Origin of the sequence: Streptococcus mitis, assembly GCF_946188615.1 — a bacterium.
Taxonomy (GTDB): domain Bacteria; phylum Bacillota; class Bacilli; order Lactobacillales; family Streptococcaceae; genus Streptococcus; species Streptococcus mitis_BZ.
The window spans coordinates 211,066-233,878 of record NZ_CAMHVK010000003.1 but is presented as its reverse complement, the minus strand read 5'-3'; the positions used below and the strand labels follow the sequence as shown (position 1 = coordinate 233,878).

At 41.9% G+C, this 22,813-nt stretch carries 22 protein-coding genes; 18 read left to right on the top strand and 4 right to left on the bottom strand.

Translation table 11 applies throughout. The features are described from left to right. Positions 1-23: 23 nt before the first annotated feature. The 12 genes from dnaB to OCF95_RS04515 all read left to right on the top strand — a co-directional run bounded on the left by dnaB (position 24) and on the right by OCF95_RS04515 (position 11,669). Positions 24-1,376 carry a replicative DNA helicase gene (dnaB, locus tag OCF95_RS04570; protein WP_004263550.1) on the top strand — a complete coding sequence of 451 codons (1,353 nt, stop codon included), beginning with the start codon at positions 24-26 and terminating at the stop codon, positions 1,374-1,376. Between the two features lies 1 nt (position 1,377). Beyond that, positions 1,378-1,644, top strand: coding sequence for a Veg family protein (locus tag OCF95_RS04565; RefSeq protein WP_001278169.1), 267 nt, complete (start codon positions 1,378-1,380; stop codon positions 1,642-1,644). Positions 1,645-1,733: 89 nt separating this feature from the next. Further along, positions 1,734-2,852 (top strand): choline binding-anchored murein hydrolase CbpD, encoded by a 1,119-nt coding sequence (gene cbpD / locus OCF95_RS04560; protein ID WP_020902625.1) that lies wholly within the window; start codon positions 1,734-1,736, stop codon positions 2,850-2,852. A gap of 252 nt (positions 2,853-3,104) precedes the next feature. After that, on the top strand, positions 3,105-3,395 hold the full coding sequence (locus OCF95_RS04555; RefSeq protein ID WP_000647655.1) for a thiamine-binding protein: 291 nt from the start codon (positions 3,105-3,107) through the stop codon (positions 3,393-3,395). Further along, positions 3,358-4,116 carry an ABC transporter permease gene (locus OCF95_RS04550; protein WP_192851989.1) on the top strand — a complete coding sequence of 253 codons (759 nt, stop codon included), beginning with the start codon at positions 3,358-3,360 and terminating at the stop codon, positions 4,114-4,116. Before OCF95_RS04555 ends, OCF95_RS04550 begins: the two co-directional genes overlap by 38 nt. 37 nt (positions 4,117-4,153) lie before the next feature. Then, a complete protein-coding gene (locus tag OCF95_RS04545; protein WP_049501969.1) occupies positions 4,154-5,161 on the top strand; it encodes an ABC transporter substrate-binding protein in 1,008 nt (335 codons plus the stop codon). Continuing rightward, on the top strand, positions 5,161-5,889 hold the full coding sequence (locus tag OCF95_RS04540; RefSeq protein WP_020902628.1) for an ABC transporter ATP-binding protein: 729 nt from the start codon (positions 5,161-5,163) through the stop codon (positions 5,887-5,889). The genes OCF95_RS04545 and OCF95_RS04540 overlap by 1 nt, the downstream gene beginning before the upstream one ends. 118 nt (positions 5,890-6,007) lie before the next feature. Then, positions 6,008-6,466: a CtsR family transcriptional regulator gene (locus OCF95_RS04535; RefSeq protein WP_024057371.1), complete on the top strand. Its 459-nt coding sequence runs from the start codon at positions 6,008-6,010 to the stop codon at positions 6,464-6,466. A gap of 1 nt (position 6,467) precedes the next feature. Further along, complete coding sequence (locus OCF95_RS04530) at positions 6,468-8,900, top strand: ATP-dependent Clp protease ATP-binding subunit (protein ID WP_261104991.1); 2,433 nt, start codon at positions 6,468-6,470, stop codon at positions 8,898-8,900. A 146-nt stretch (positions 8,901-9,046) separates the two neighbouring features. Then, entirely contained in the window at positions 9,047-10,105 is a 1,059-nt protein-coding gene (locus tag OCF95_RS04525; RefSeq protein WP_261104990.1) for an AAA family ATPase, read from the top strand. A 9-nt stretch (positions 10,106-10,114) separates the two neighbouring features. After that, the gene (pnuC, locus tag OCF95_RS04520; protein WP_261104989.1) at positions 10,115-10,894 is read left to right on the top strand and encodes a nicotinamide riboside transporter PnuC; all 780 of its coding nucleotides are present in this window, start codon (positions 10,115-10,117) and stop codon (positions 10,892-10,894) included. A gap of 1 nt (position 10,895) precedes the next feature. After that, positions 10,896-11,669 (top strand): NUDIX domain-containing protein, encoded by a 774-nt coding sequence (locus tag OCF95_RS04515; protein ID WP_033685645.1) that lies wholly within the window; start codon positions 10,896-10,898, stop codon positions 11,667-11,669. Positions 11,670-11,742: 73 nt separating this feature from the next. Here OCF95_RS04515 and OCF95_RS04510 read toward each other — a convergent pair whose 3' ends face one another. Further along, complete coding sequence (locus tag OCF95_RS04510) at positions 11,743-11,973, bottom strand: hypothetical protein (protein ID WP_004261990.1); 231 nt, start codon at positions 11,971-11,973, stop codon at positions 11,743-11,745. Positions 11,974-12,251: 278 nt separating this feature from the next. On the opposite strand from OCF95_RS04510, the gene OCF95_RS04505 reads away from it, so the two are divergent. Further along, positions 12,252-12,950, top strand: a complete 699-nt coding sequence (locus OCF95_RS04505; protein WP_261104988.1) for a hypothetical protein — start codon at positions 12,252-12,254, stop codon at positions 12,948-12,950. A 69-nt stretch (positions 12,951-13,019) separates the two neighbouring features. Here the strand turns inward: OCF95_RS04505 and OCF95_RS04500 are convergent, their stop codons facing one another. Genes OCF95_RS04500 through hslO form a run of 3 tightly spaced genes read right to left on the bottom strand, consistent with a single transcriptional unit; the run spans position 13,020 to position 15,406 of the window. Then, positions 13,020-13,565, bottom strand: coding sequence for a cysteine hydrolase family protein (locus tag OCF95_RS04500; protein WP_261104987.1), 546 nt, complete (start codon positions 13,563-13,565; stop codon positions 13,020-13,022). A gap of 1 nt (position 13,566) precedes the next feature. Beyond that, on the bottom strand, positions 13,567-14,547 hold the full coding sequence (gene dusB, locus OCF95_RS04495) for a tRNA dihydrouridine synthase DusB (RefSeq protein ID WP_000183308.1): 981 nt from the start codon (positions 14,545-14,547) through the stop codon (positions 13,567-13,569). Further along, complete coding sequence (gene hslO, locus OCF95_RS04490; protein ID WP_261104986.1) at positions 14,534-15,406, bottom strand: Hsp33 family molecular chaperone HslO; 873 nt, start codon at positions 15,404-15,406, stop codon at positions 14,534-14,536. Before hslO ends, dusB begins: the two co-directional genes overlap by 14 nt. A 164-nt stretch (positions 15,407-15,570) precedes the next feature. Here hslO and OCF95_RS04485 point away from each other — a divergent pair, with 164 nt between their 5' ends. The 5 genes from OCF95_RS04485 (at position 15,571) to OCF95_RS04465 (ending at position 22,637) form a co-directional block, all read left to right on the top strand. Beyond that, complete coding sequence (locus tag OCF95_RS04485) at positions 15,571-16,998, top strand: helix-turn-helix domain-containing protein (RefSeq protein WP_261104985.1); 1,428 nt, start codon at positions 15,571-15,573, stop codon at positions 16,996-16,998. A 159-nt stretch (positions 16,999-17,157) separates the two neighbouring features. Beyond that, positions 17,158-18,666, top strand: coding sequence for a glycerol kinase GlpK (gene glpK / locus OCF95_RS04480; RefSeq protein ID WP_000076785.1), 1,509 nt, complete (start codon positions 17,158-17,160; stop codon positions 18,664-18,666). 41 nt (positions 18,667-18,707) lie between these two features. Next, positions 18,708-20,534 carry a type 1 glycerol-3-phosphate oxidase gene (glpO, locus tag OCF95_RS04475; RefSeq protein WP_261082931.1) on the top strand — a complete coding sequence of 609 codons (1,827 nt, stop codon included), beginning with the start codon at positions 18,708-18,710 and terminating at the stop codon, positions 20,532-20,534. Between the two features lie 70 nt (positions 20,535-20,604). After that, the gene (locus OCF95_RS04470) at positions 20,605-21,309 is read left to right on the top strand and encodes an MIP/aquaporin family protein (RefSeq protein ID WP_227326022.1); all 705 of its coding nucleotides are present in this window, start codon (positions 20,605-20,607) and stop codon (positions 21,307-21,309) included. 149 nt (positions 21,310-21,458) lie between these two features. Then, positions 21,459-22,637 carry a ryptide export MFS transporter gene (locus OCF95_RS04465; RefSeq protein ID WP_020902150.1) on the top strand — a complete coding sequence of 393 codons (1,179 nt, stop codon included), beginning with the start codon at positions 21,459-21,461 and terminating at the stop codon, positions 22,635-22,637. Positions 22,638-22,813: the final 176 nt, after the last annotated feature.

Genomic DNA, 22,813 nt, shown 5'->3' with positions numbered 1-22,813 from the left:
ATTGTAAAAGGAAGGGAAGTCTGATGGCAGAAGTAGAAGAGTTACGAGTACAACCTCAAGATATCTTAGCTGAGCAATCCGTTTTAGGGGCTATCTTTATTGACGAGAGTAAGCTTGTTTTTGTGCGAGAATATATTGAGTCTCGGGACTTTTTTAAGTATGCCCATCGTTTGATTTTCCAAGCTATGGTCGATTTATCCGATCGTGGCGATGCTATAGATGCAACAACGGTTCGTACCATTCTTGATAATCAAGGTGATTTACAGAATATTGGTGGCTTGTCTTACCTGGTTGAGATTGTCAATTCTGTGCCAACTTCTGCTAATGCGGAGTACTATGCTAAAATCGTTGCAGAGAAGGCCATGTTACGGCGATTAATCTCCAAGTTGACAGAGTCTGTCAATCAAGCTTACGAGGCTTCGCAACCAGCTGATGAAATCATTGCTCAGGCAGAAAAAGGCCTGATTGATGTCAGCGAAAATGCTAATCGAAGTGGATTTAAGAACATTCGAGATGTGTTGAATATCAACTTTGGAAATCTGGAAGCTCGCTCGCAACAAACGACCGATATTACAGGTATTGCGACAGGCTATCGTGACTTGGATCATATGACGACTGGTCTGCATGAGGAGGAGTTGATTATCCTAGCAGCCCGTCCGGCGGTTGGTAAGACAGCCTTTGCTTTGAATATTGCGCAAAATATTGGAACTAAGTTGGACAAAACGGTTGCTATCTTTTCGCTTGAAATGGGTGCAGAAAGTCTAGTAGACCGTATGTTGGCGGCAGAAGGGTTGGTAGAGTCGCATTCTATCCGTACGGGTCAATTGACTGATGAGGAGTGGCAAAAATATACCATTGCTCAAGGGAATCTAGCTAATGCAAGTATCTATATCGATGATACGCCAGGGATTCGGATTACAGAGATTCGTTCTCGTTCTCGTAAACTGGCTCAAGAAACTGGAAATCTTGGTTTGATTTTAATAGACTATTTGCAGCTTATCACGGGAACAGGTCGAGAAAATCGTCAACAAGAGGTTTCAGAAATTTCACGTCAGTTGAAAATTTTAGCTAAGGAACTGAAGGTTCCAGTAATCGCTCTAAGTCAGCTTTCTCGTGGTGTAGAACAACGTCAGGATAAGAGACCGGTCTTGTCTGATATTCGTGAATCTGGGTCTATTGAGCAGGATGCTGATATCGTAGCCTTTCTTTATCGCGACGATTACTATGAGCGTGGTGGTGAAGAAGAGGAAGGCATACCAAACAATAAGGTAGAGGTTATTATCGAGAAAAACCGTAGTGGAGCTCGTGGAACGGTGGAATTAATTTTTCAAAAAGAATACAATAAATTTTCAAGTATCTCAAAGAGGGAGGCATAAGATGTCAGATGCATTTACAGATGTAGCCAAGATGAAAAAAATCAAAGAAGAAATCAAGGCACATGAGGGACAAGTCGTAGAAATGACTCTGGAGAATGGTCGTAAGCGCCAAAAAAATAGATTGGGTAAGCTAATTGAGGTTTATCCATCCCTATTTATCGTTGAATTTGGAAACGTTGAAGGAGATAAACAAGCTAATGTTTACGTTGAATCCTTTACTTACTCAGATATCCTTACAGAAAAGAATTTGATTCATTATCTTGACTAAAGTGAGAAATTTTCTCACTTTTTCTTTTTTTCTCCGAATAGTTTAAGTGAAGGTAATCTTCGATTTATATTATTTTTCAAGGAGGAAGAATGAAAATTTCACCATTTAAAGTAGCAGAGACAAGATTTTCTTTTAGAAAATCAGCTAAAAAGGTTGTTCCCTTTTTAGTAGTAGGATTGATGTTAGCAGCGGGTAATAGTGTATATGCCTATTCCGGAGGAAATGGATCGATTGCGCGTGGGGATGATTATCCTGCTCATTATAAAAATGGGAGCCAGGAGATTGATAAGTGGCGCATGTATTCTCGTCAGTGTACTTCTTTTGCAGCCTTTCGTTTGAGTAATGTCAATGGTTTTGAGATTCCGGCGGCTTATGGGAATGCGAATGAATGGGGCTATCGTGCTCGTCGTGAAGGCTATCGTGTCGATAATAGACCAGCGATTGGCTCCATTGCTTGGTCGACTGCAGGAACTTATGGTCATGTTGCTTGGGTGTCAAATGTAATAGGAGATGAGATTGAGATTGAAGAATACAATTATGGAATAAGGGAATCTTACAATAAGCGCGTCGTGAAGGCGAATACTATGACTGGCTTTATTCATTTTAAAGATTTAGCTGGTGGCAGTGTTGGGAATAGTCAATCCTCAGTTTCAACAGGAGGAACACATTATTTTAAGACTAAGGCTGCTATCAAAAATCAGCCTCTAGCTGGCGCAACTGCAATTGATTACTATTATCCTGGGGAGAATGTTCATTATGATCAAATTCTCGAAAAAGATGGGTACAAGTGGTTGAGTTATACGGCTTATAACGGAAGTCGTCGCTATATCCAGCTAGAGGGAGTAACCTCTTCACAGAATTATCAGAATCAATCAGGAAATAGCTCTAACTATGGATCCAATAACAGTTCAACTGTTGGTTGGAAGAAAATAAATGGTAGTTGGTATCATTTCAAATCAAATGGCTCTAAATCAACAGGCTGGTTGAAGGATGGTTCTAGCTGGTATTATTTGAAATCATCTGGTGAAATGCAGACAGGCTGGTTAAAGGAGAATGGTCTGTGGTATTATTTAGATAGTTCAGGGGCAATGAAAACGGGGTGGTATCAAGTCTCTGGTAAGTGGTATTATTCTTACTCTTCAGGCGCCTTAGCTGTCAATACGACAGTGGATGGCTACAGAGTAAATAGTGATGGAGAACGAGTATAGAAAATGGGAGTAGGAAAATTTCCTACTCTTTTCTGTAAGCAGTTTCCTTGACATTTTTTTTGTTTTGCGCTATCATATGTCCATATAATATATGGGAGTCTGTGTACAGTCTGAGAGGAAGCGTTAAGCTTCGACCGCACCTGATCTGGGTAATGCCAGCGTAGGGAACGATACTTAGTCTACTCTTGACCTTTTCCATATATGGCAAAGGTTTTTCTTTTTGTCAAAGGAAAACGAGAAGAGGAGGTTCTTATGAAAGCAAGCATCGCCTTGCAAATTTTACCCCTATCACAGGGGATTGATCGGATTGCTGTTATCGATCAAGTCATTGCTTATCTGCAAGCTCAAGAGGTGACTATGGTGGTGACACCATTTGAAACGGTCTTGGAAGGGGAGTTTGATGAGCTTATGCGCATTCTCAAAGAAGCGCTAGAAGTGGCAGGGCAGGAGGCAGATAATGTTTTTGCCAATGTCAAAATAAATGTAGGAGAGATTTTAAGTATTGATGAGAAACTTGAAAAGTATACTGAGACGACACATTAGTCTATTGGGCTTTATGGGGGTCTTGTCAATCTGGCAGTTAGCAGGTTTTCTTAAACTTCTCCCCAAGTTTATCCTGCCGACACCTCTTGAAATTCTCCTGTCCTTTGTTCGTGATAGAGAATTTCTCTGGCACCATAGCTGGGCCACCTTGAGAGTGGCTTTATTGGGACTGATTTTGGGAGTCTTGATTGCCTGTCTCATGGCTGTGCTTATGGACAGTTTGACTTGGCTTAACGATCTGATTTACCCTATGATGGTGGTTGTTCAGACTATCCCGACCATTGCCCTAGCCCCTATCCTGGTTTTGTGGCTCGGTTATGGGATTTTGCCCAAGATTGTCTTGATTATCTTGACAACAACCTTTCCTATCATCGTCAGCATTTTGGACGGTTTTAGGCATTGTGACAAGGATATGCTGACCTTGTTTAGTCTGATGCGGGCCAAACCTTGGCAAATCCTGTGGCATTTTAAAATCCCTGTCAGTCTGCCTTACTTTTATGCTGGTCTGAGGGTCAGTGTCTCCTACGCCTTTATCACAACAGTAGTATCTGAGTGGTTGGGAGGCTTTGAAGGACTAGGTGTCTACATGATTCAGTCCAAGAAACTGTTTCAGTATGATACCATGTTTGCTATTATTATTCTGGTATCGATTATCAGCCTTTTGGGTATGAAGTTGGTCGATATTAGTGAAAAATATGTTATTAAATGGAAACGTTCGTAGCATTAGAATGTTTTTGAAAAAGAAAAGAGGAAAGAAAATGAAGAAAACATGGAAAGTGTTTTTAACGCTTGTAACAGCTCTTGTAGCTGTTGTGCTTGTAGCCTGTGGTCAAGGAACTGCTTCTAAGGACAACAAAGAGGCAGAACTCAAGAAGATTGACTTTATTCTAGACTGGACACCAAATACCAACCACACAGGGCTTTATGTTGCTAAGGAAAAAGGTTATTTCAAAGAAGCTGGAGTGGATGTTGATTTGAAATTGCCACCAGAAGAAAGTTCTTCTGACTTGGTTATTAACGGTAAGGCACCATTTGCAGTCTATTTCCAAGACTATATGGCTAAAAAATTGGAAAAAGGAGCAGGAATTACTGCCGTTGCAGCTATCGTAGAGCACAATACATCAGGAATCATTTCTCGTAAATCTGACAATGTAGCTAGTCCAAAAGACTTGGTTGGTAAGAAATACGGGACTTGGAATGACCCAACGGAACTTGCTATGTTGAAAACCTTAGTAGAGTCACAAGGTGGGGACTTTGAGAAGGTCGAAAAAGTACCAAATAACGACTCAAACTCAATCACACCGATCGCTAATGGGGTGTTTGATACTGCATGGATCTACTACGGTTGGGATGGTATCCTTGCCAAATCTCAAGGCGTAGATGCTAATTTCATGTATTTGAAAGACTACGTTAAAGAATTTGACTACTACTCACCAGTTATCATCGCCAACAACGACTATTTGAAAGACAATAAAGAAGAAGCTCGTAAAGTCATCCAAGCTATCAAAAAAGGCTACCAATATGCCATGGAGCATCCAGAGGAAGCAGCTGATATCCTCATCAAGAATGCACCTGAGCTCAAAGAAAAACGTGACTTTGTCATCGAATCTCAAAAATACTTGTCAAAAGAATACGCAAGCGACAAGGAAAAATGGGGTCAATTTGATGCAGCTCGCTGGAATGCCTTCTACAAATGGGATAAAGAAAATGGTATCCTTAAAGAAGACTTGACAGATAAAGGCTTCACCAACGAATTTGTGAAATAATGACAGAAATTAGACTAGAACACGTCAGTTATGCCTATGGTCAAGAGAGAATTTTAGAGGATATCAATCTGAAAGTGACTTCAGGTGAAGTGGTTTCTATCCTAGGCCCAAGTGGTGTTGGTAAGACTACGCTTTTCAATTTAATTGCGGGGATTTTAGAAGTTCAGTCAGGGAGAATTGTCCTTGATGGTGAAGAAAATCCCAAGGGGCGCGTGAGTTATATGTTGCAAAAGGATCTACTTTTGGAGCACAAGACGGTGCTTGGCAATATCATTCTGCCCCTCTTGATTCAAAAGGTGGATAAGGCGGAGGCCATTGCCCGAGCAGATGAAATCCTTGCGACCTTTCAGCTAACGGCTGTAAGGGATAAATATCCTCATGAACTGAGTGGGGGGATGCGTCAGCGTGTAGCCTTGCTCAGGACCTACCTTTTCGGGCACAAGCTCTTTCTCTTAGATGAAGCCTTTAGCGCCTTGGATGAGATGACCAAGATGGAACTCCACGCTTGGTACCTTGAGATTCACAAGCAGTTGCAGCTAACAACCTTGATCATCACGCATAGTATCGAGGAGGCCCTCAGTCTCAGCGACCGCATCTATATTCTGAAAAACCGCCCTGGGCAAATTGTTTCAGAAATTAAACTAGATTGGTCTGAAGATGAGGATAAGGAAGTCCAAAAGATTGCCTATAAACGTCAAATTTTGGTAGAATTAGGCTTAGATAAGTAGAAAAATAGGGAGTTGGTGAAGATTATCCTTTACCAGCGCCCTTTTTCTTTTAAAAATGAGAAAATTTCGGTATAATAGTCAAAGATAGTCAAGGTTTAAAGAGAGAGGTGGGTTTGTAATGAGATTTAAAAATACATCGGATCATATTGAGGCCTACATCAAGGCGATTTTAGATCAATCTGGTATAGTGGAGTTACAACGGAGTCAGTTGGCAGATACTTTTCAGGTTGTTCCTAGTCAGATTAACTACGTGATCAAGACACGCTTTACGGAAAGTAGAGGCTACTTGGTTGAAAGCAAGCGTGGTGGCGGAGGCTACATTCGCATAGGACGGATTGAGTTTTCCAGTCATCATGAAATGCTCCGCGATTTGCTTTACTCAATTGGTGAGCGAGTTAGTCAAGAAATTTATGAAGATATTCTGCAGCTTTTGGTTGAGCAGGAATTGATGACCAAGCAGGAGATGAATTTGCTAGTATCAGTAGCTTTGGATCGCGTTCTAGGAGAAGAAGCTCCAGTTGTTCGTGCTAATATGCTACGACAGGTCATACAAGAGGTAGATAGAAAAGGGAAGTAAGATGAACTATTCAAAAGCATTGAATGAATGTATCGAAAGTGCCTATATGGTTGCTGGCCATTTTGGAGCTCGTTACCTAGAGTCTTGGCACTTGTTGATTGCCATGTCCAATCACAGTTATAGTGTGGCAGGGGCGACTTTAAACGATTATCCATATGAGATGGACCGTTTAGAAGAAGTCGCTTTGGAACTGACTGAAACGGACTATAGCCAGGATGAAACCTTTACGGAATTGCCGTTCTCCCATCGTTTGCAGGTCCTCTTTGACGAAGCAGAGTATGTAGCGTCAGTGGTTCATGCTAAGGTGCTAGGGACGGAGCATGTCCTTTATGCGATCTTGCATGATGGCAATGCCTTGGCAACTCGTATCTTGGAGAGAGCAGGTTTTTCTTATGAAGACAAGAAAGATCAGGTCAAGATTGCTGCCTTACGTCGAAATTTAGAAGAACGAGCAGGCTGGACTCGTGAAGATCTCAAGGCTTTACGTCAACGCCATCGTACAGTAGCTGACAAGCAAAATTCTATGGCTAATATGATGGGCATGCCCCAGACTCCGAGTGGTGGTCTCGAGGACTATACGCATGATTTGACAGAGCAAGCGCGTTCTGGCAAGTTAGAACCAGTCATCGGTCGGGATAAGGAAATCTCGCGTATGATTCAAATCTTGAGTCGGAAGACCAAGAATAATCCTGTCTTGGTTGGGGATGCTGGTGTCGGGAAAACAGCCTTGGCGCTTGGACTCGCTCAGCGTATTGCTAGTGGTGATGTACCTGAGGAAATGGCTAAGATGCGCGTGTTAGAGCTTGATTTGATGAATGTTGTTGCAGGGACACGCTTCCGTGGTGACTTTGAAGAACGCATGAACAATATCATCAAGGATATTGAAGAAGATGGCCAAGTCATCCTCTTTATCGATGAACTTCATACCATCATGGGTTCTGGGAGTGGAATTGACTCAACTCTGGATGCGGCCAATATCTTGAAACCAGCCTTGGCGCGTGGAACTTTGAGAACGGTTGGTGCGACAACTCAGGAAGAATACCAAAAACACATCGAAAAAGACGCAGCCCTTTCTCGTCGTTTCGCCAAAGTAACGATTGAAGAGCCAAGTGTGGCTGACAGTATGACCATTTTGCAAGGTTTGAAGGTGACTTATGAGAAACATCACCGTGTGCAAATCACAGATGAAGCGGTTGAAACAGCCGTCAAGATGGCTCATCGTTACTTAACCAGTCGTCACTTGCCAGACTCTGCTATCGATCTCTTAGATGAAGCAGCAGCAACAGTGCAAAATAAGGCAAAGCATGTAAAAGCAGACGATTCAGGTTTGAGTCCAGCTGACAAGGCCTTGATGGATGGCAAGTGGAAACAGGCAGCTCAGCTAATCGCAAAAGAAGAGGAAGTCCCAGTCTATAAAGATTTGGTGACAGAGGCTGATATTTTGACCACCTTGAGTCGCTTGTCAGGTATCCCCGTTCAAAAACTGACTCAGACTGATGCTAAGAAATACTTAAACTTGGAAGCTGAACTGCACAAACGTGTCATCGGTCAAGATCAAGCTGTTTCAAGTATTAGCCGTGCCATTCGCCGCAACCAGTCAGGGATTCGCAGTCATAAGCGTCCGATTGGTTCCTTTATGTTCCTAGGGCCTACAGGTGTCGGTAAGACCGAATTGGCCAAGGCTCTGGCAGAAGTTCTTTTTGATGACGAATCAGCCCTTATCCGCTTTGACATGAGTGAGTATATGGAGAAATTCGCAGCCAGTCGTCTCAACGGAGCTCCTCCGGGCTATGTGGGTTATGAAGAAGGTGGGGAGTTGACCGAGAAGGTTCGCAACAAACCATACTCTGTTCTCCTCTTTGATGAGGTAGAAAAAGCCCACCCAGACATCTTTAATGTCCTCTTGCAGGTCTTGGATGATGGTGTCTTGACCGATAGCAAGGGACGCAAGGTCGACTTTTCAAATACCATTATCATCATGACTTCAAACCTTGGTGCGACAGCCCTTCGTGATGACAAGACTGTTGGTTTTGGGGCCAAGGACATTCGTTTTGACCAGGAGAATATGGAGAAACGCATGTTTGAAGAGCTGAAAAAAGCTTATAGGCCGGAGTTTATCAACCGTATTGATGAAAAGGTGGTCTTCCATAGCTTATCTAGCGACCATATGCAGGAAGTGGTGAAGATTATGGTCAAACCTTTAGTGGCAAGTTTGGCTGAAAAAGGCATTGACTTGAAATTACAAGCTTCCGCACTGAAATTGTTGGCAAATCAAGGATATGACCCAGAGATGGGAGCTCGTCCACTTCGCAGAACCCTGCAAACAGAAGTGGAAGACAAGTTGGCAGAACTTCTTCTCAAGGGAGAATTAGAGGCAGGCAGCACACTTAAAATTGGTGTTAAAGCAGGCCAGTTAAAATTTGATATTGCATAAAAATGGAGAATCAGGAGTAATCTTGATTCTTTTTTCGCAACGTTTTTATAAAAAATGATAAAAAACTATTGACAAAACAAAAATATAGTTTATAATAAAAACATAGATAATGAAAATATCAAAAAATATAAAAAGGCAATAGGTTTATGAAAAAGAAAACAGCAGTGGTATTTGGAACCTTTGCTCCGCTTCATCAAGGTCATATCGATCTGATTCAGCGAGCGAAGCGGCAGTGTGACCGGGTCTGGATTGTCGTTTCAGGCTATGAGGGAGATAGAGGGGAGCAGATAGGCTTAACGCTTCAAAAAAGATTTCGCTATATCCGAGAGGCCTTTGGTGATGACGAGTTGACCTCTGTCTGCAAGTTAGACGAGAGCAAGCTTCCCCGTTACCCTATGGGCTGGCAGGAGTGGTTGGACCAAATGTTAGCGGAGATTTCCTATGATGAAACCCAGCAAGAACTAATTTTCTTTGTGGGAGAAGCAGACTACCAGCAAGAATTATCAAATCGTGGCTTTGAGACTGTCTTGCAAGAAAGAAAGTTTGGTATCTCAGCGACTATGATTCGAGAAAATCCAAGCAAATATTGGAAATATATTGCTCAACCCTTCCGACGTCAGTTTACAAAGAAAGTGTTGATTATGGGAAGTGCCAGCAATGGGAAGACCACTCTAGCCAAGGATTTGGCTAGGTATTACGATGCACCAGTCAGCTTGGAATACGCACGTGAGTACCAGATCAAAAACAATGTCCGCGACGATGAATTGACTCCAAAGGATTATTATTATCTCCTGTTGGGGCAGTATGACCAGACCTCTAAGTTAATTGACAGTAATGCCAATAGGGGACTGGTGATAGCTGATACCAACTCCTTAGTAACCAAGGGCTACTATGATTATTACATGGAGACTGAGGACCAAGGGGATTTATCAGGAGAGACTTTTGATAATCTCTTTGCCTCAATCTTAGCTAAGGAAAAATGGGACTTGATTCTCTTTGTGCAGCCTGTCGGCTCCTATGTCAATGACGGATTTAGAGATATGACTATGGCAGAAGACCATATTCGTCATAGTTTTTCCCAGCATTTGGACCAGATGAGGGAGCGCTACTTAGCAAACATTCCACTAGTTTATCTAGCTGAGGATTATCTAGGAAATTATGAAGCAGCAAAAGTGGCTATTGATGCCATTTACCAAACAGATTAGGAGACAATTATGAAAAAACTAACTGAAAAAATCACACAATTTATCGAGAACTTTAAAAACGTCCATGCGGAAGCCCGCAAGATTGGTTTTGCAGGAATCATGAACCTGCTCTGGAAAGATCTCTTTGTCGGCCGTAGCCTCTTCCAATGGTTGTATCTCATCGTCCTGTCAAGTGTTCCTTTGATCTTGGAATTCACGCAAAATACAGAAAGTCATGACTGGATGAGCTTATTTGCCTCTTGGACTGGGATTGTCTGTGTTATCTTGGTAGCAGAAGGGCGTGCAAGCAATTATCTCTTTGGGGCCATTAACTCTGCTATCTATTTAGTTTTGGCCATGAATGCGACTTTTTATGGCGAAGTTTTGACGACCGTTTACTTCTTTGTCTTGCAGCCGATTGGCCTCTATGCTTGGCTGTCTAACCGTATCAATGACCAAGGAAAAGTAGAAGAATCTCACTTTGAAGCTAAGAAATTATCTATTTTTGACTGGCTCAAGTACTTAGCCTTGACTGCTATCATTTGGATTGGTATGGGCTTGGCTTACCAAAGTATCCATAGTGCTCGCCCTTTCCGTGATAGTGTTACCGATGCGACCAATGGTGTAGGTCAGCTCTTGATGACACGTCTCTACCGTGAGCAATGGATTTTCTGGATTGCAACCAATCTCTTTAGTATTTACCTCTGGTGGGGTGAAAATATCCACATCCAAGGGATGTACTGGGTTTACACACTCAATAGTCTAGTAGGTTGGTACCAATGGACCAAGGCAGTTCGTAAGGAGGCATAAAATGACGGACACGATGATTCCAGCAGGGATGACGGAAAGAGAATATTTTGAAATTCATGCAAGTCAGGAGGAATTTTTGGATTGGTACTACAAGCAGGAACTTCCTCAATACGAAAAACCAAGTGTGACGGTGGATATGGTAGCCTACTGCTTTGTCGAAGGAAATATCAAGCTCTTATTAATTCGTCGCAAGGCTCACCCTTATCAAAATTGTTTGGCTCTGGTTGGAGGATTTATGGACAAGGGCGAAGATGCTGCACATGCTTGTCAGCGCGAGGTGAAAGAAGAGGTCAACCTCGAACTCCCTTTAGAAAAAATCGAGCAATTGATGACTGTATCGACCCCCGGCCGTGACCCACGGGGCTGGACAGTGACCATTGCCCACTTGGTTTATCTGCCTAGTTGTGCATTAGAACTTGTTCAAGCAGGAGACGATGCCAAGGATGTGGTTTTTGTAGATGTCGATTTTCAGACAGGCAAGTGCTTCTTAAAGGGAGTAGAGTTGGAGGAGCAAGCCTTCGCTTTTGACCATTATGCTATTATCCAAGAATCCATCAAACGAATCCAAGGCCGTCTCGACTGGAATCCGACCTTCCTTTATCTGCTGGAGGAGGAGTTCACTGTCTACGAAGGGACTGAACTGGTCAATCTTATCAATCCCGGTCGTCCAATCGTCAGCAATAACTTTCTCGTAAAATACGGAGAATATGTAGAAGAAGTCGGACTCAAACGAGTACCTAAAAAGAAACCAAGAAAAACCTATCGATTGAAATAAAAAGCGAGGCCGGGAAAAAGTTCCCGACCTCTTTATTTGCCTTTATTAGTTTGATTTGCTATTGCGACTGTTTTTAGGGATGGCTATCTTTCTTAGAATTGCTCAACATGTGAGTAAAGAAGGCTTTGTATCGATACTTGAGATAGTTCTCATGTAAAAATAACAAGGCGATATAGACAATCAAAAAGATTGTAGTCAGATAGAAGACATCAAATGCAGTTCGCGCATAGTAAGCGGCTGATTGATAAGAGCCAATAGCTCCCAAAATTAACCAAGGCAGATACTTGTAATACTTATTTAGCATAAGAGTGCACCTCCTATATTATATTTCAATATTATTATATTCCTTCGTTTAACGTAATGCAAGCGATTACACAAAAACAAATTTAAATTTTTAACAGGAAAATCTCCTGTTTTTCTGTTTTATTACGAATAGAAGAGTAGGAGGAGTAAATGTATCTAAAGTATTTAAGATTTTTAAAATAGTTTAGATAAATTGTTGACATATTTAAATCACAATGTTACAATTATATTACAAAAACATTTCTTTATATTTCTAAAATATTACAAAGGAGTAGAAAAATGAAAAAGAAAACCTATATCAAATTGATGGCAGCGACTGTATTAGCTTCTACCTTGCTACTGGGAGCTTGTGGAAATAAAAAGGAAACAACTCAAGCAAGCAGTTCTGCTAAGACAAGCCAATCATCAAGTTCTAAAGCAGCTTCTGCTAGCAAAGAAAGCAAGACTCAGAAGTCCTCAAGTTCAGCTGCATCTGAAAAGGCCAAGGCGTCTACTGACCAGTCTTCAGTAAGTGCAACACCATCACAAGCGGCACCTGAACCAGAGCAAAGACAAGGTCAAGAAGTAGCTAATCAACAGGCGGCTAGTCAACAAACTCCTGCTCAGATTCCTTCAACTCAACAGGCTCCTCAAGCCCAGTCTAACCAATCAAGCTATGATCCTACAACTGACCGCAAACTTCAAGACAAACAAGCAGAGCAAAATAAACGTTACAAGGGTGTTTTAACCATGGTAGATGGTGATTTCTCAGCTGCAGCGGGCAACTGGAAGGGAGCCAATGGCGAAACCATCACAGTTTCATCAGGTGGTCAATTTACAGTAGAATCTTCCGATGGAAAGAAAGAAAACTATTCTATCAGAGGTTACTCTTACACTCTTGATGATGGTAAGTATAATGCCAAAATTGGTGGAGGAAAAGTCATCCAAATTACAACAGGAGCGGATGGTAAGGTTTCCAGTGTTGCTTTGAGTCAATAATAGCTCTCAGTATTTGAATTTTTACAATCAAAGAAAATCCGTCAGCTCAATAAGAGTTGACGGATTATTTTATACTTGGGTTAAAAATTCTTCTGTAGTAAGAATTTGAGCAAACTCATCTTGTAGAGAAAGGAGATTAATCTCATGGATAGTCTCAGGAGAGATGGTCTGACCGTTTTTGTTAGATAGGGTAAAACTGGCAGTAGCATCTGCTAGTAAAGTGACTTCAAAACCAAGATTTGCTGCCATTCGTGTTGTAGTAGATACACAATGAGGCAGGGTCAAACCAACAACGACTAAATGACAAATCTGATTTTTTCGTAAATATGTTTCAAGATTTGTTTCAATAAAGGCGCTATTAACCGTTTTTTGAAAGATAGGTTCTGAGGTGACTGGCTCAAATCCACTTTTAAACACCTGATTTTGTTTGTTATGAAATTGCGACTGGGGATTGTCAGATATGTGTTGAACATGTAAGACTGGAAGAGCGTGTTTACGAAAGTATGCCAGTACCCTCAATGCTTGTTGTTCAGCTTGAGGGTTGTTCCGTTCTCCCCAGATAGGGTTATCAAATGCTTTTTGCATATCGATAATCAGTAGAGCAGTATGAACCATTTTAAGCCTTATCCAATTGCAAGAGGGCTTCAATCTCTGCTAGGGTACTAGCTTGTGAAATGGCTCCACGGAGTTTGGCAGCGCCAGATGTTCCACGGAGGTAGTGAGGAGCGAGGCCACGGAATTCACGAACTGCTACGTTTTCCCCTTTGAGGTTAATCAAACGTTTCAAGTGTTCGTAGGCGATTTTCATCTTGTCTTCAAAGGTCAAATCAGGTAGGATTTCTCCTGTTTCAAAGTAATGGTTGATTTGGTTGAAGAGGTAGGGATTTCCCATGGCAGCGCGGCCAATCATGACTGCGTCAGCACCGACTTCTTCGATACGTTGTTTGGCTTCTTGAACAGTACGGATGTCACCGTTAGCGATAAATGGAATCTTGGTCAGAGCTTGAGCGACCTTGTGAAGGGTCTCAAGGTCTGCGTGACCTGTATACATTTGCTCACGGGTGCGGCCATGCATGGCGAGGGCAGAAACACCTGCAGCTTCAGCAGCGAGGGCATTTTCAACTGCCAGAGATGGGTCGGCCCAGCCGGTACGCATTTTGACAGTAAGTGGAATATCAAGGACAGATTGGACTTTGTTGATGATAGAGTAAATCTTATCGGGGTCCTTGAGCCACATAGCGCCAGCTTCGTTCTTCACGATTTTGTTAACTGGGCAGCCCATGTTGATATCGACGATATCGGTCTTGGTGTTTTCTTGGATGAATTCTGCTGCGCGTGCTAGGCTGTCTTCATCACTACCAAAGAGTTGGATAGAGACAGGGTTTTCGCCTTCGTCGATATGAAGCATGTGCAGGGTTTTTTCGTTGTTGTATTGGATTCCCTTGTCAGAGACCATTTCCATTACAACGAGTCCAGCTCCGAGCTCTTTTGCAATAGTACGAAAGGCTGAGTTTGTCACGCCAGCCATGGGTGCTAAAACGGTACGATTGGGAATCTCAACATTGCCAATCATAAAGGGTGTATTAAGATTTGTCACGAATGAGTTCCTCCAGGTCGTGTTCATCAAAGTTGTAAGTTGTTTGGCAGAATTGACAAGTGATTTCTGCCCCGTGGTCTTCCTCTTTCATTTCCTGTAAGTCTGAGCTTGGAAGGCTAGAAAGAGCGTTCATAAAGCGTTCATGGCTACAGTCACATTGGAAACGGATTTCTTCTTCAGAAAGACGCTTGTAGGCCTCGTCACCGTAGATTGCCTTGAGGAGGGCTTCGATATGGTCTTCACTTTCGAGAAGCGTTGAGATAGCTGGCATTTCTTGGATGCGTTTTTCAAAGCGAGCAATCTCTTCTTTCTTGGCTCCTGGCAAGACTTGGACTAGGAAACCACCTGCAACCTTGACCTTGTCTTCCTCGTCCAAAAGGACATTGAGGCCGACTGCTGAAGGTGTTTGTTGGCTTTCGGTCAGGTAAAAGGCCAGGTCTTCACCGATTTCCCCAGAAATGAGGGGAGTCATAGAGTTGTAAGGATTTCCAGTACCGTAGTCTGTGATAACGAGGAATTGACCATTTCCAACAAAAGGTCCGACTAGGACTTCACCAGTTGCAGTCTTTTTGATATCAACACCGGGATTTTGAACGTAACCTTTGACGTTCCCCTTGGTATCAGCGACGGTGATGATAGCACCTAGAGAGCTAGATCCCAACACCTTAACTGTTAGTTTGGTGTTTCCTTTTTCATTGGCTGCGAGAATCTGGCTAGCGATAAGAGTTCGACCAAGCGCTACAGTTGAGCTAGCTTGGGTTTGGTGTTTTTCTTGAGCAGTGCGGACGGTTTCTGTGCTGTCAAGGACAAAAGCACGAAAGGCTCCGCTTTCTGATATTGTTTTAATAATTTTATCCATAGCTACTATTTTAGCATAAAAATGCCCAAAGGGGGAGCCGTGTGTTTGCTGATTTTCAGGATAATGGACCAGGAAATCAGCATGAAAATAAAAAGAGAAACAGATTATTTCAGCATTTGTAAGATTTATGCTATGCTTAAGGTAGAAAATGAAAGGGGTAACAAATGTATTTAGGAGATTTGATGGAAAAGGCCGAATCTGGCCAATTTTCAATCCTTTCCTTTCTATTACAAGAGTCTCAGACGACTGTCAAGGCTGTAATGGAGGAAACAGGATTTTCAAAAGCAACCCTAACCAAATATGTCACCCTTCTTAATGACAAGGCTTTGGATAGTGGCTTAGAGCTGACTATTCACTTAGAAGATGAAAATCTGCGTCTGTCAATCGGTGCAGCTACCAAAGGGAGAGATATCCGGAGCTTGTTTTTGGAGAATGCTGTTAAATACCAGATTTTGGTCTATCTTCTCTATCACCAACAGTTTTTAGCCCATCAGCTGGCTCAAGAATTGATGATTAGTGAGGCTACGCTTGGTCGCCACTTGGCTAGTCTAAATCAGATTTTGTCAGAATTTGATTTATCCATCCAAAATGGACGTTGGCGAGGTCCAGAGCATCAGATTCGCTATTTCTATTTCTGTCTTTTTCGCAAGGTCTGGTCCAGTCAGGAGTGGGAAAGTCACCTGCAGAAACCAGAGAGAAAGCAGGAGATTGCTAGTTTAGAAGAAATCTGCGGTGCGAGTTTGTCTTCGGGGCAGAAGTTGGACTTGATTCTCTGGTCTCACATCAGTCAGCAACGTCTTCGGGTCAATGCCTGTCAGTTTCAAGTGATAGAAGAAAAAATGCATGGGTATTTTGACAATATTTTCTACCTTCGTTTGCATCGAAAGGCTCCTTCCTTTTTTGCTGGGCAACACCTTCCTCTTGGAACTGAGGATGGGGAGATGATGATTTTCTTCTCTTTCCTCCTATCTCATCGCATTCTTCCTCTTCATACTATGGAGTATATCCTTGGATTTGGAGGGCAGTTAGCAGATTTGCTGACGCAATTGATTCAAGAAATGAAGAAGGAGGATTTACTGGGTGATTATACAGAGGACCATGTCACCTATGAACTCAGTCAGCTTTGTGCTCAAGTCTATCTATACAAGGGCTATATTTTACAGGATCGCTATAAGTACCAGTTAGAGAATCGTCATCCTTATTTGTTGATGGAACATGATTTTAGGGGGATAGCAGAGGAGATTTTTCATGTTCTACCTGCCTTTCAGCAGGGGACAGACTTAGATAAGAAGATTCTCTGGGAATGGCTCCAGTTAATCGAATATATGGCTGAAAATGGTGGCCAGCATATGCGGATTGGTCTGGATTTGACATCTGGTTTTCTTGTCTTTTCAAGGATGGCAGCCATTTTGAAACGGTATTTGGAATACAATCGTTTTATTACCATTGAAGCCTATGACCCTAGTCGGCATTATGATTTGCTGGTTACCAATAACCCTATTCATAAGAAGGAACAGACACCAGTTTATTATTTAAAAAATGACTTGGATATGGAAGATTTGGCAGGGATTCGTCAGTTATTATTCACTTAAAAGGCTTGGTTGTTCCAGGTCTTTTTTGTGAAATTCACACAATCTCCTCACATTTTTTAAAAAATTAAAAAAAGTTGATAAACAAGAAAGCGCTTTATTTTGTATACTAGTTAGTGTAAAGAGGAGATATCCTCAAGATCTTTATCAGGAGGACAGCACATGTCACAAGAAAAATACATCATGGCCATTGACCAGGGAACTACAAGTTCTCGTGCCATTATTTTCAACAAAAAAGGAGAAAAGGTTAGCTCGAGTCAAAAAGAGTTTACTCAGATTTTCCCTCAGGCAGGTTGGGTTGAGCACAATGCTAATGAAATTTGGAACTCCGTCCAGTCAGTTATTGCGGGTGCTTTCATCGAAAGTGGTGTCAAGCCAAATCAAATTGAGGCAATAGGAATCACTAACCAACGTGAAACAACTGTCGTCTGGGATAAGAAAACAGGACTTCCTATCTACAACGCTATTGTTTGGCAATCACGTCAGACAGCTCCTTTGGCTGAACAACTAAAAAGTCAAGGTTATGTGGAAAAATTCCATGAAAAGACTGGTTTGATCATTGATGCTTACTTCTCAGCTACCAAGGTTCGTTGGATTTTGGATCATGTAGAAGGCGCTCAAGAGCGAGCAGAAAAAGGAGAATTGCTCTTTGGTACGATTGATACTTGGTTGGTTTGGAAATTGACAGACGGTGCGGCTCACGTGACCGATTACTCAAATGCAGCTCGTACCATGCTTTATAACATTAAAGAACTCAAATGGGATGATGAGATTTTAGAAATCCTCAACATTCCTAAGGCTATGCTTCCAGAAGTTCGTTCTAACTCTGAAATCTACGGAAAGACAGCTCCATTCCATTTCTACGGTGGAGAAGTGCCAATCTCAGGTATGGCTGGGGACCAACAAGCAGCCCTCTTTGGGCAGTTGGCCTTTGAACCAGGTATGGTTAAGAATACTTATGGAACAGGTTCTTTCATCATCATGAACACTGGGGAAGAGATGCAGTTGTCTGAAAACAACCTCTTGACAACGATTGGTTACGGAATTAACGGCAAGGTTTACTATGCCTTGGAAGGTTCAATCTTCATCGCAGGAAGTGCTATTCAGTGGCTTCGTGACGGTCTTCGCATGGTTGAAAATTCACCAGAATCTGAAAAATATGCTCGTGATTCTCACAACAATGATGAAGTTTATGTCGTTCCAGCATTTACAGGTTTAGGTGCTCCATACTGGAACCAAAACGCTCGCGGTTCTGTCTTTGGTTTGACTCGTGGAACAACTAAAGAAGACTTTATCAAGGCAACTTTGCAATCTATCGCTTATCAAGTACGTGACATCATCGACACTATGCAAGTGGATGCGCAGACAGCTATCCAAGTCTTGAAAGTAGACGGTGGTGCAGCTATGAACAACTTCCTCATGCAGTTCCAAGCTGACATTTTGGGAATCGATATCGCACGCGCCAAAAACTTGGAAACAACAGCTCTAGGAGCAGCCTTTCTAGCAGGTTTGTCAGTTGGTTACTGGAAAGACTTGGATGAGTTGAAACTCTTGAACGAGACAGGAGAACTCTTTGAACCATCTATGAACGAATCGCGCAAGGAACAACTCTACAAGGGCTGGAAGAAGGCTGTGAAAGCAACGCAAGTCTTTGCGGAAATCGACGACTAATACTGGAAGAATAAAGCGACTTAGTTAGAAAGTGTGTAAATATGGAATTTTCAAAGAAAACACGTGAATTATCAATTAAAAAAATGCAGGAACGTACCCTGGACCTCTTGATTATCGGTGGAGGAATCACAGGGGCTGGTGTAGCCTTGCAGGCGGCAGCTAGCGGTCTTGAGACTGGTTTGATTGAAATGCAGGACTTCGCAGAAGGAACATCTAGCCGTTCAACAAAATTGGTTCACGGAGGTCTTCGTTACCTCAAACAATTCGACGTAGAAGTGGTCTCAGATACGGTTTCTGAACGTGCGGTAGTTCAACAAATCGCACCACATATTCCAAAACCGGATCCAATGCTCTTACCAGTTTACGATGAAGATGGAGCGACCTTTAGCCTCTTCCGTCTTAAAGTAGCTATGGACTTGTACGACCTTTTGGCAGGAGTTAACAACACACCAGCTGCAAACAAGGTTTTGAGCAAGGAAGAAGTTTTGGAACGCCAGCCAAACTTGAAGAAAGAAGGCTTGGTAGGAGGTGGGGTTTACCTTGACTTCCGTAACAACGATGCCCGTCTCGTGATTGAAAACATCAAACGTGCCAACCAAGACGGTGCCCTCATTGCCAACCACGTGAAGGCAGAAGGTTTCCTCTTTGACGAAAGTGGCAAGATTACAGGTGTTGTAGCTCGTGATCTCTTGACAGACCAAGTCTTTGAAATCAAGGCTCGTCTGGTTATCAACACAACAGGTCCTTGGAGCGATAAAGTACGCAATTTGTCTAATAAGGGAACCCAATTCTCACAAATGCGCCCAACTAAGGGAGTTCACTTGGTAGTGGATTCAAGCAAGATCAAGGTTTCACAACCAGTTTACTTTGACACAGGTTTGGGTGATGGCCGTATGGTCTTTGTTCTCCCACGTGAAAACAAGACTTACTTTGGTACAACCGATACAGACTACACAGGTGATTTGGAACATCCAAAAGTAACTCAGGAAGATGTGGATTATCTACTTGGCATTGTCAACAACCGCTTCCCAGAAGCCAACATTACCATTGATGATATTGAAAGTAGCTGGGCAGGTCTTCGTCCATTGATCGCAGGCAATAGCGCTTCTGACTACAATGGAGGAAATAACGGTACAATCAGTGATGAAAGCTTTAACAACTTGATTGCGACTGTTGAATCTTATCTCTCTAAAGAAAAAACGCGTGAAGATGTTGAGTCTGCTGTCAGCAAGCTTGAAAGCAGTACCTCTGAGAAGCATTTGGATCCATCTGCAGTTTCACGTGGTTCGAGCTTGGACCGAGATGACAATGGCCTCTTGACCCTTGCTGGTGGTAAAATCACAGACTACCGTAAGATGGCTGAAGGAGCTATGGAGCGCGTGGTTGACATCCTCAAAGCAGAATTTGACCGTAGCTTTAAACTGATCAATTCTAAGACTTACCCTGTTTCAGGTGGGGAATTGAACCCAGCAAATGTTGATTCAGAAATCGAAGCCTTTGCGCAACTTGGAGTGTCACGTGGATTGGATAGCAAGGAAGCTCACTATCTCGCAAATCTCTATGGTTCAAATGTACCGAAAGTCTTTGCCCTTGCTCATAGTTTAGAACAAGCACCAGGACTCAGCTTGGCAGATACTTTATCACTTCACTATGCAATGCGCAATGAGTTGGCTCTTAGCCCAGTTGACTTCCTCCTTCGTCGTACCAACCACATGCTCTTTATGCGTGATAGTTTGGATAGCATCGTTGAGCCAGTTTTAGATGAAATGGGACGATTCTATGACTGGACAGAAGACGAGAAAGCAACTTACCGTGCGGATGTTGAAGCAGCCCTTGCTAACAACGATCTAGCGGAATTGAAAAATTAAGAAAAACTAGAAGAGAGGGAGACAAGCCTTCCTTGCCTTCCCTCTCCTTCTTTAAAATGGAGACAACGATATGATGAAAGAATTATTTGGAGAATTTTTGGGGACTTTAATCCTGATTCTTCTAGGAAATGGTGTTGTTGCAGGTGTGGTTCTTCCTAAAACCAAGAGCAACAATGCAGGTTGGATTGTGATTACTATGGGTTGGGGAATTGCTGTAGCCGTTGCGGCTTTTGTATCTGGCACGCTCAGCCCAGCCCACCTAAATCCAGCTGTAACGTTTGCGATGGCCTTAAAAGGAACGCTCTCTTGGGCTTCCGTTTTCCCATACATCCTAGCTCAGTTCGCAGGGGCTATGCTGGGTCAGATTTTGGTTTGGTTGCAATTCAAACCGCATTATGAGGCAGAAGAAAATGCAGGCAATATCCTGGCAACCTTCAGTACTGGACCAGCTATAAAAGATACTGTATCAAACTTGATTAGTGAAATCCTTGGCACCTTTGTATTGGTATTGACAATCTTTGCTTTGGGACTTTATGACCTTCAAGCAGGAATCGGAACCTTCGCAGTGGGAACTTTGATTGTCGGTATCGTTCTATCACTAGGTGGGACAACAGGTTCTGCCTTGAACCCTGCGCGTGACCTTGGACCTCGTATCATGCATAGCATTTTGCCAATTTCAAACAAGGGAGACGGAGACTGGTCTTACGCTTGGATTCCAGTTGTGGGACCTGTTATCGGTGCAGCCTTGGCCGTGCTTGTATTCTCGCTTTTCTAATCTAGAAAACAATTATGTTGAAAAGCTTGAGATGAAAATCTCAGGCTTTTTCATGTAAAAACCATCACTTTTGTTTTCTGCTATTTTATGCTAAAATATTAAAAATCAAATTTTAATTCCAAAGTTGGCAACTAAGATAGGAGAGCTATATGTCTAATTCATTTATCAAGTTGTTAGTCTCTCAATTGTTTGCAAATTTAGCAGATATTTTCTTTAGAGTAACAATCATTGCTAACATATACATTATTTCAAAATCAGTAATTGCCACGTCACTAGTTCCCATTTTAATAGGGATATCCTCTTTTGTTGCGAGTCTTTTAGTTCCTTTAGTTACTAAAAGGATAGCGCTAAATAGGGTTTTATCTTTATCCCAATTTGGAAAGACTATATTATTAACGATACTGGTAGGAATGTTTACCGTAATGCAATCCGTAGCGCCTTTGGTAACCTATCTATTTGTTGTGGCAATTTCAATATTAGATGGTTTTGCAGCACCTGTTTCCTATGCTATTGTGCCACGCTATGCGACCGATTTGGGTAAGGCTAATTCAGCCTTGTCAATGAGTGGTGAAGCTGTTCAATTGGTGGGTTGGGGATTAGGTGGACTCTTATTTGCAACAATTGGTCTGTTACCTACCACGTTTATCATTTTAATATTGTATATCATTTCTAGCTTTCTGATGTTATTTCTTCCTAACGCTGAAGTGGAGGTGTTAGAGTCAGAAACTAATCTTGAAATTTTGCTCAGAGGTTGGAAGTTAGTTGCTAGAGATCCTAGATTAAGACTTTTTGTATCAGCAAATTTATTTGAAATTTTCTCAAATACGATTTGGGTTTCGTCTATCATACTTGTCTTTGTAACTGAGTTATTAAATGAAACGGAAAGTTACTGGGGATATTCTAATACAGCATACTCTATTGGTATTATAATTAGTGGCTTAATTGCTTTTCGGCTATCTGAAAAGTTTCTTGCTTCTAAATGGGAAAGTATTCTTTTTTCTCTTATAGCCATGGCAATAGTGACGCTGACTATTCTATTTTTGCCAAATGCACAGATGTTTTTAGTATTTTCAGCTTTAGTTGGTATGTTATCGCAGCTAAAAGAAGTTCCTGAAAGTGTATTTCTTCAGGAAACAGTAGAGGAAAATAACTTGGTTAATGTCTATTCCGTTCTGGAAGTGATTTCGACACTAGCATTTTCAGTATTTGTTTTGCTAATGAGCTATATTACTGAGAGTTTTGGTATTAGTATCAGTTTTTGGATATCGGCCATTTGTCTGGTGATAGAAGCTATTTTAATTTATATCAGACGAGATTATTTTAAATGAGAGACTAGTTAAAAAGTCTTTAAAAATCAGAAAATCGCATAGTATCAGGTGTTGAAAAAACTTGATATCGTGCGTTTTATTATGGGAAGATTTCCTTCATTTTCTCATGAAATGGAGTTTTGAAACAGTATCACTCTACTTGAAATATACATAGAAAAAGCGCATAACCCTTAAAA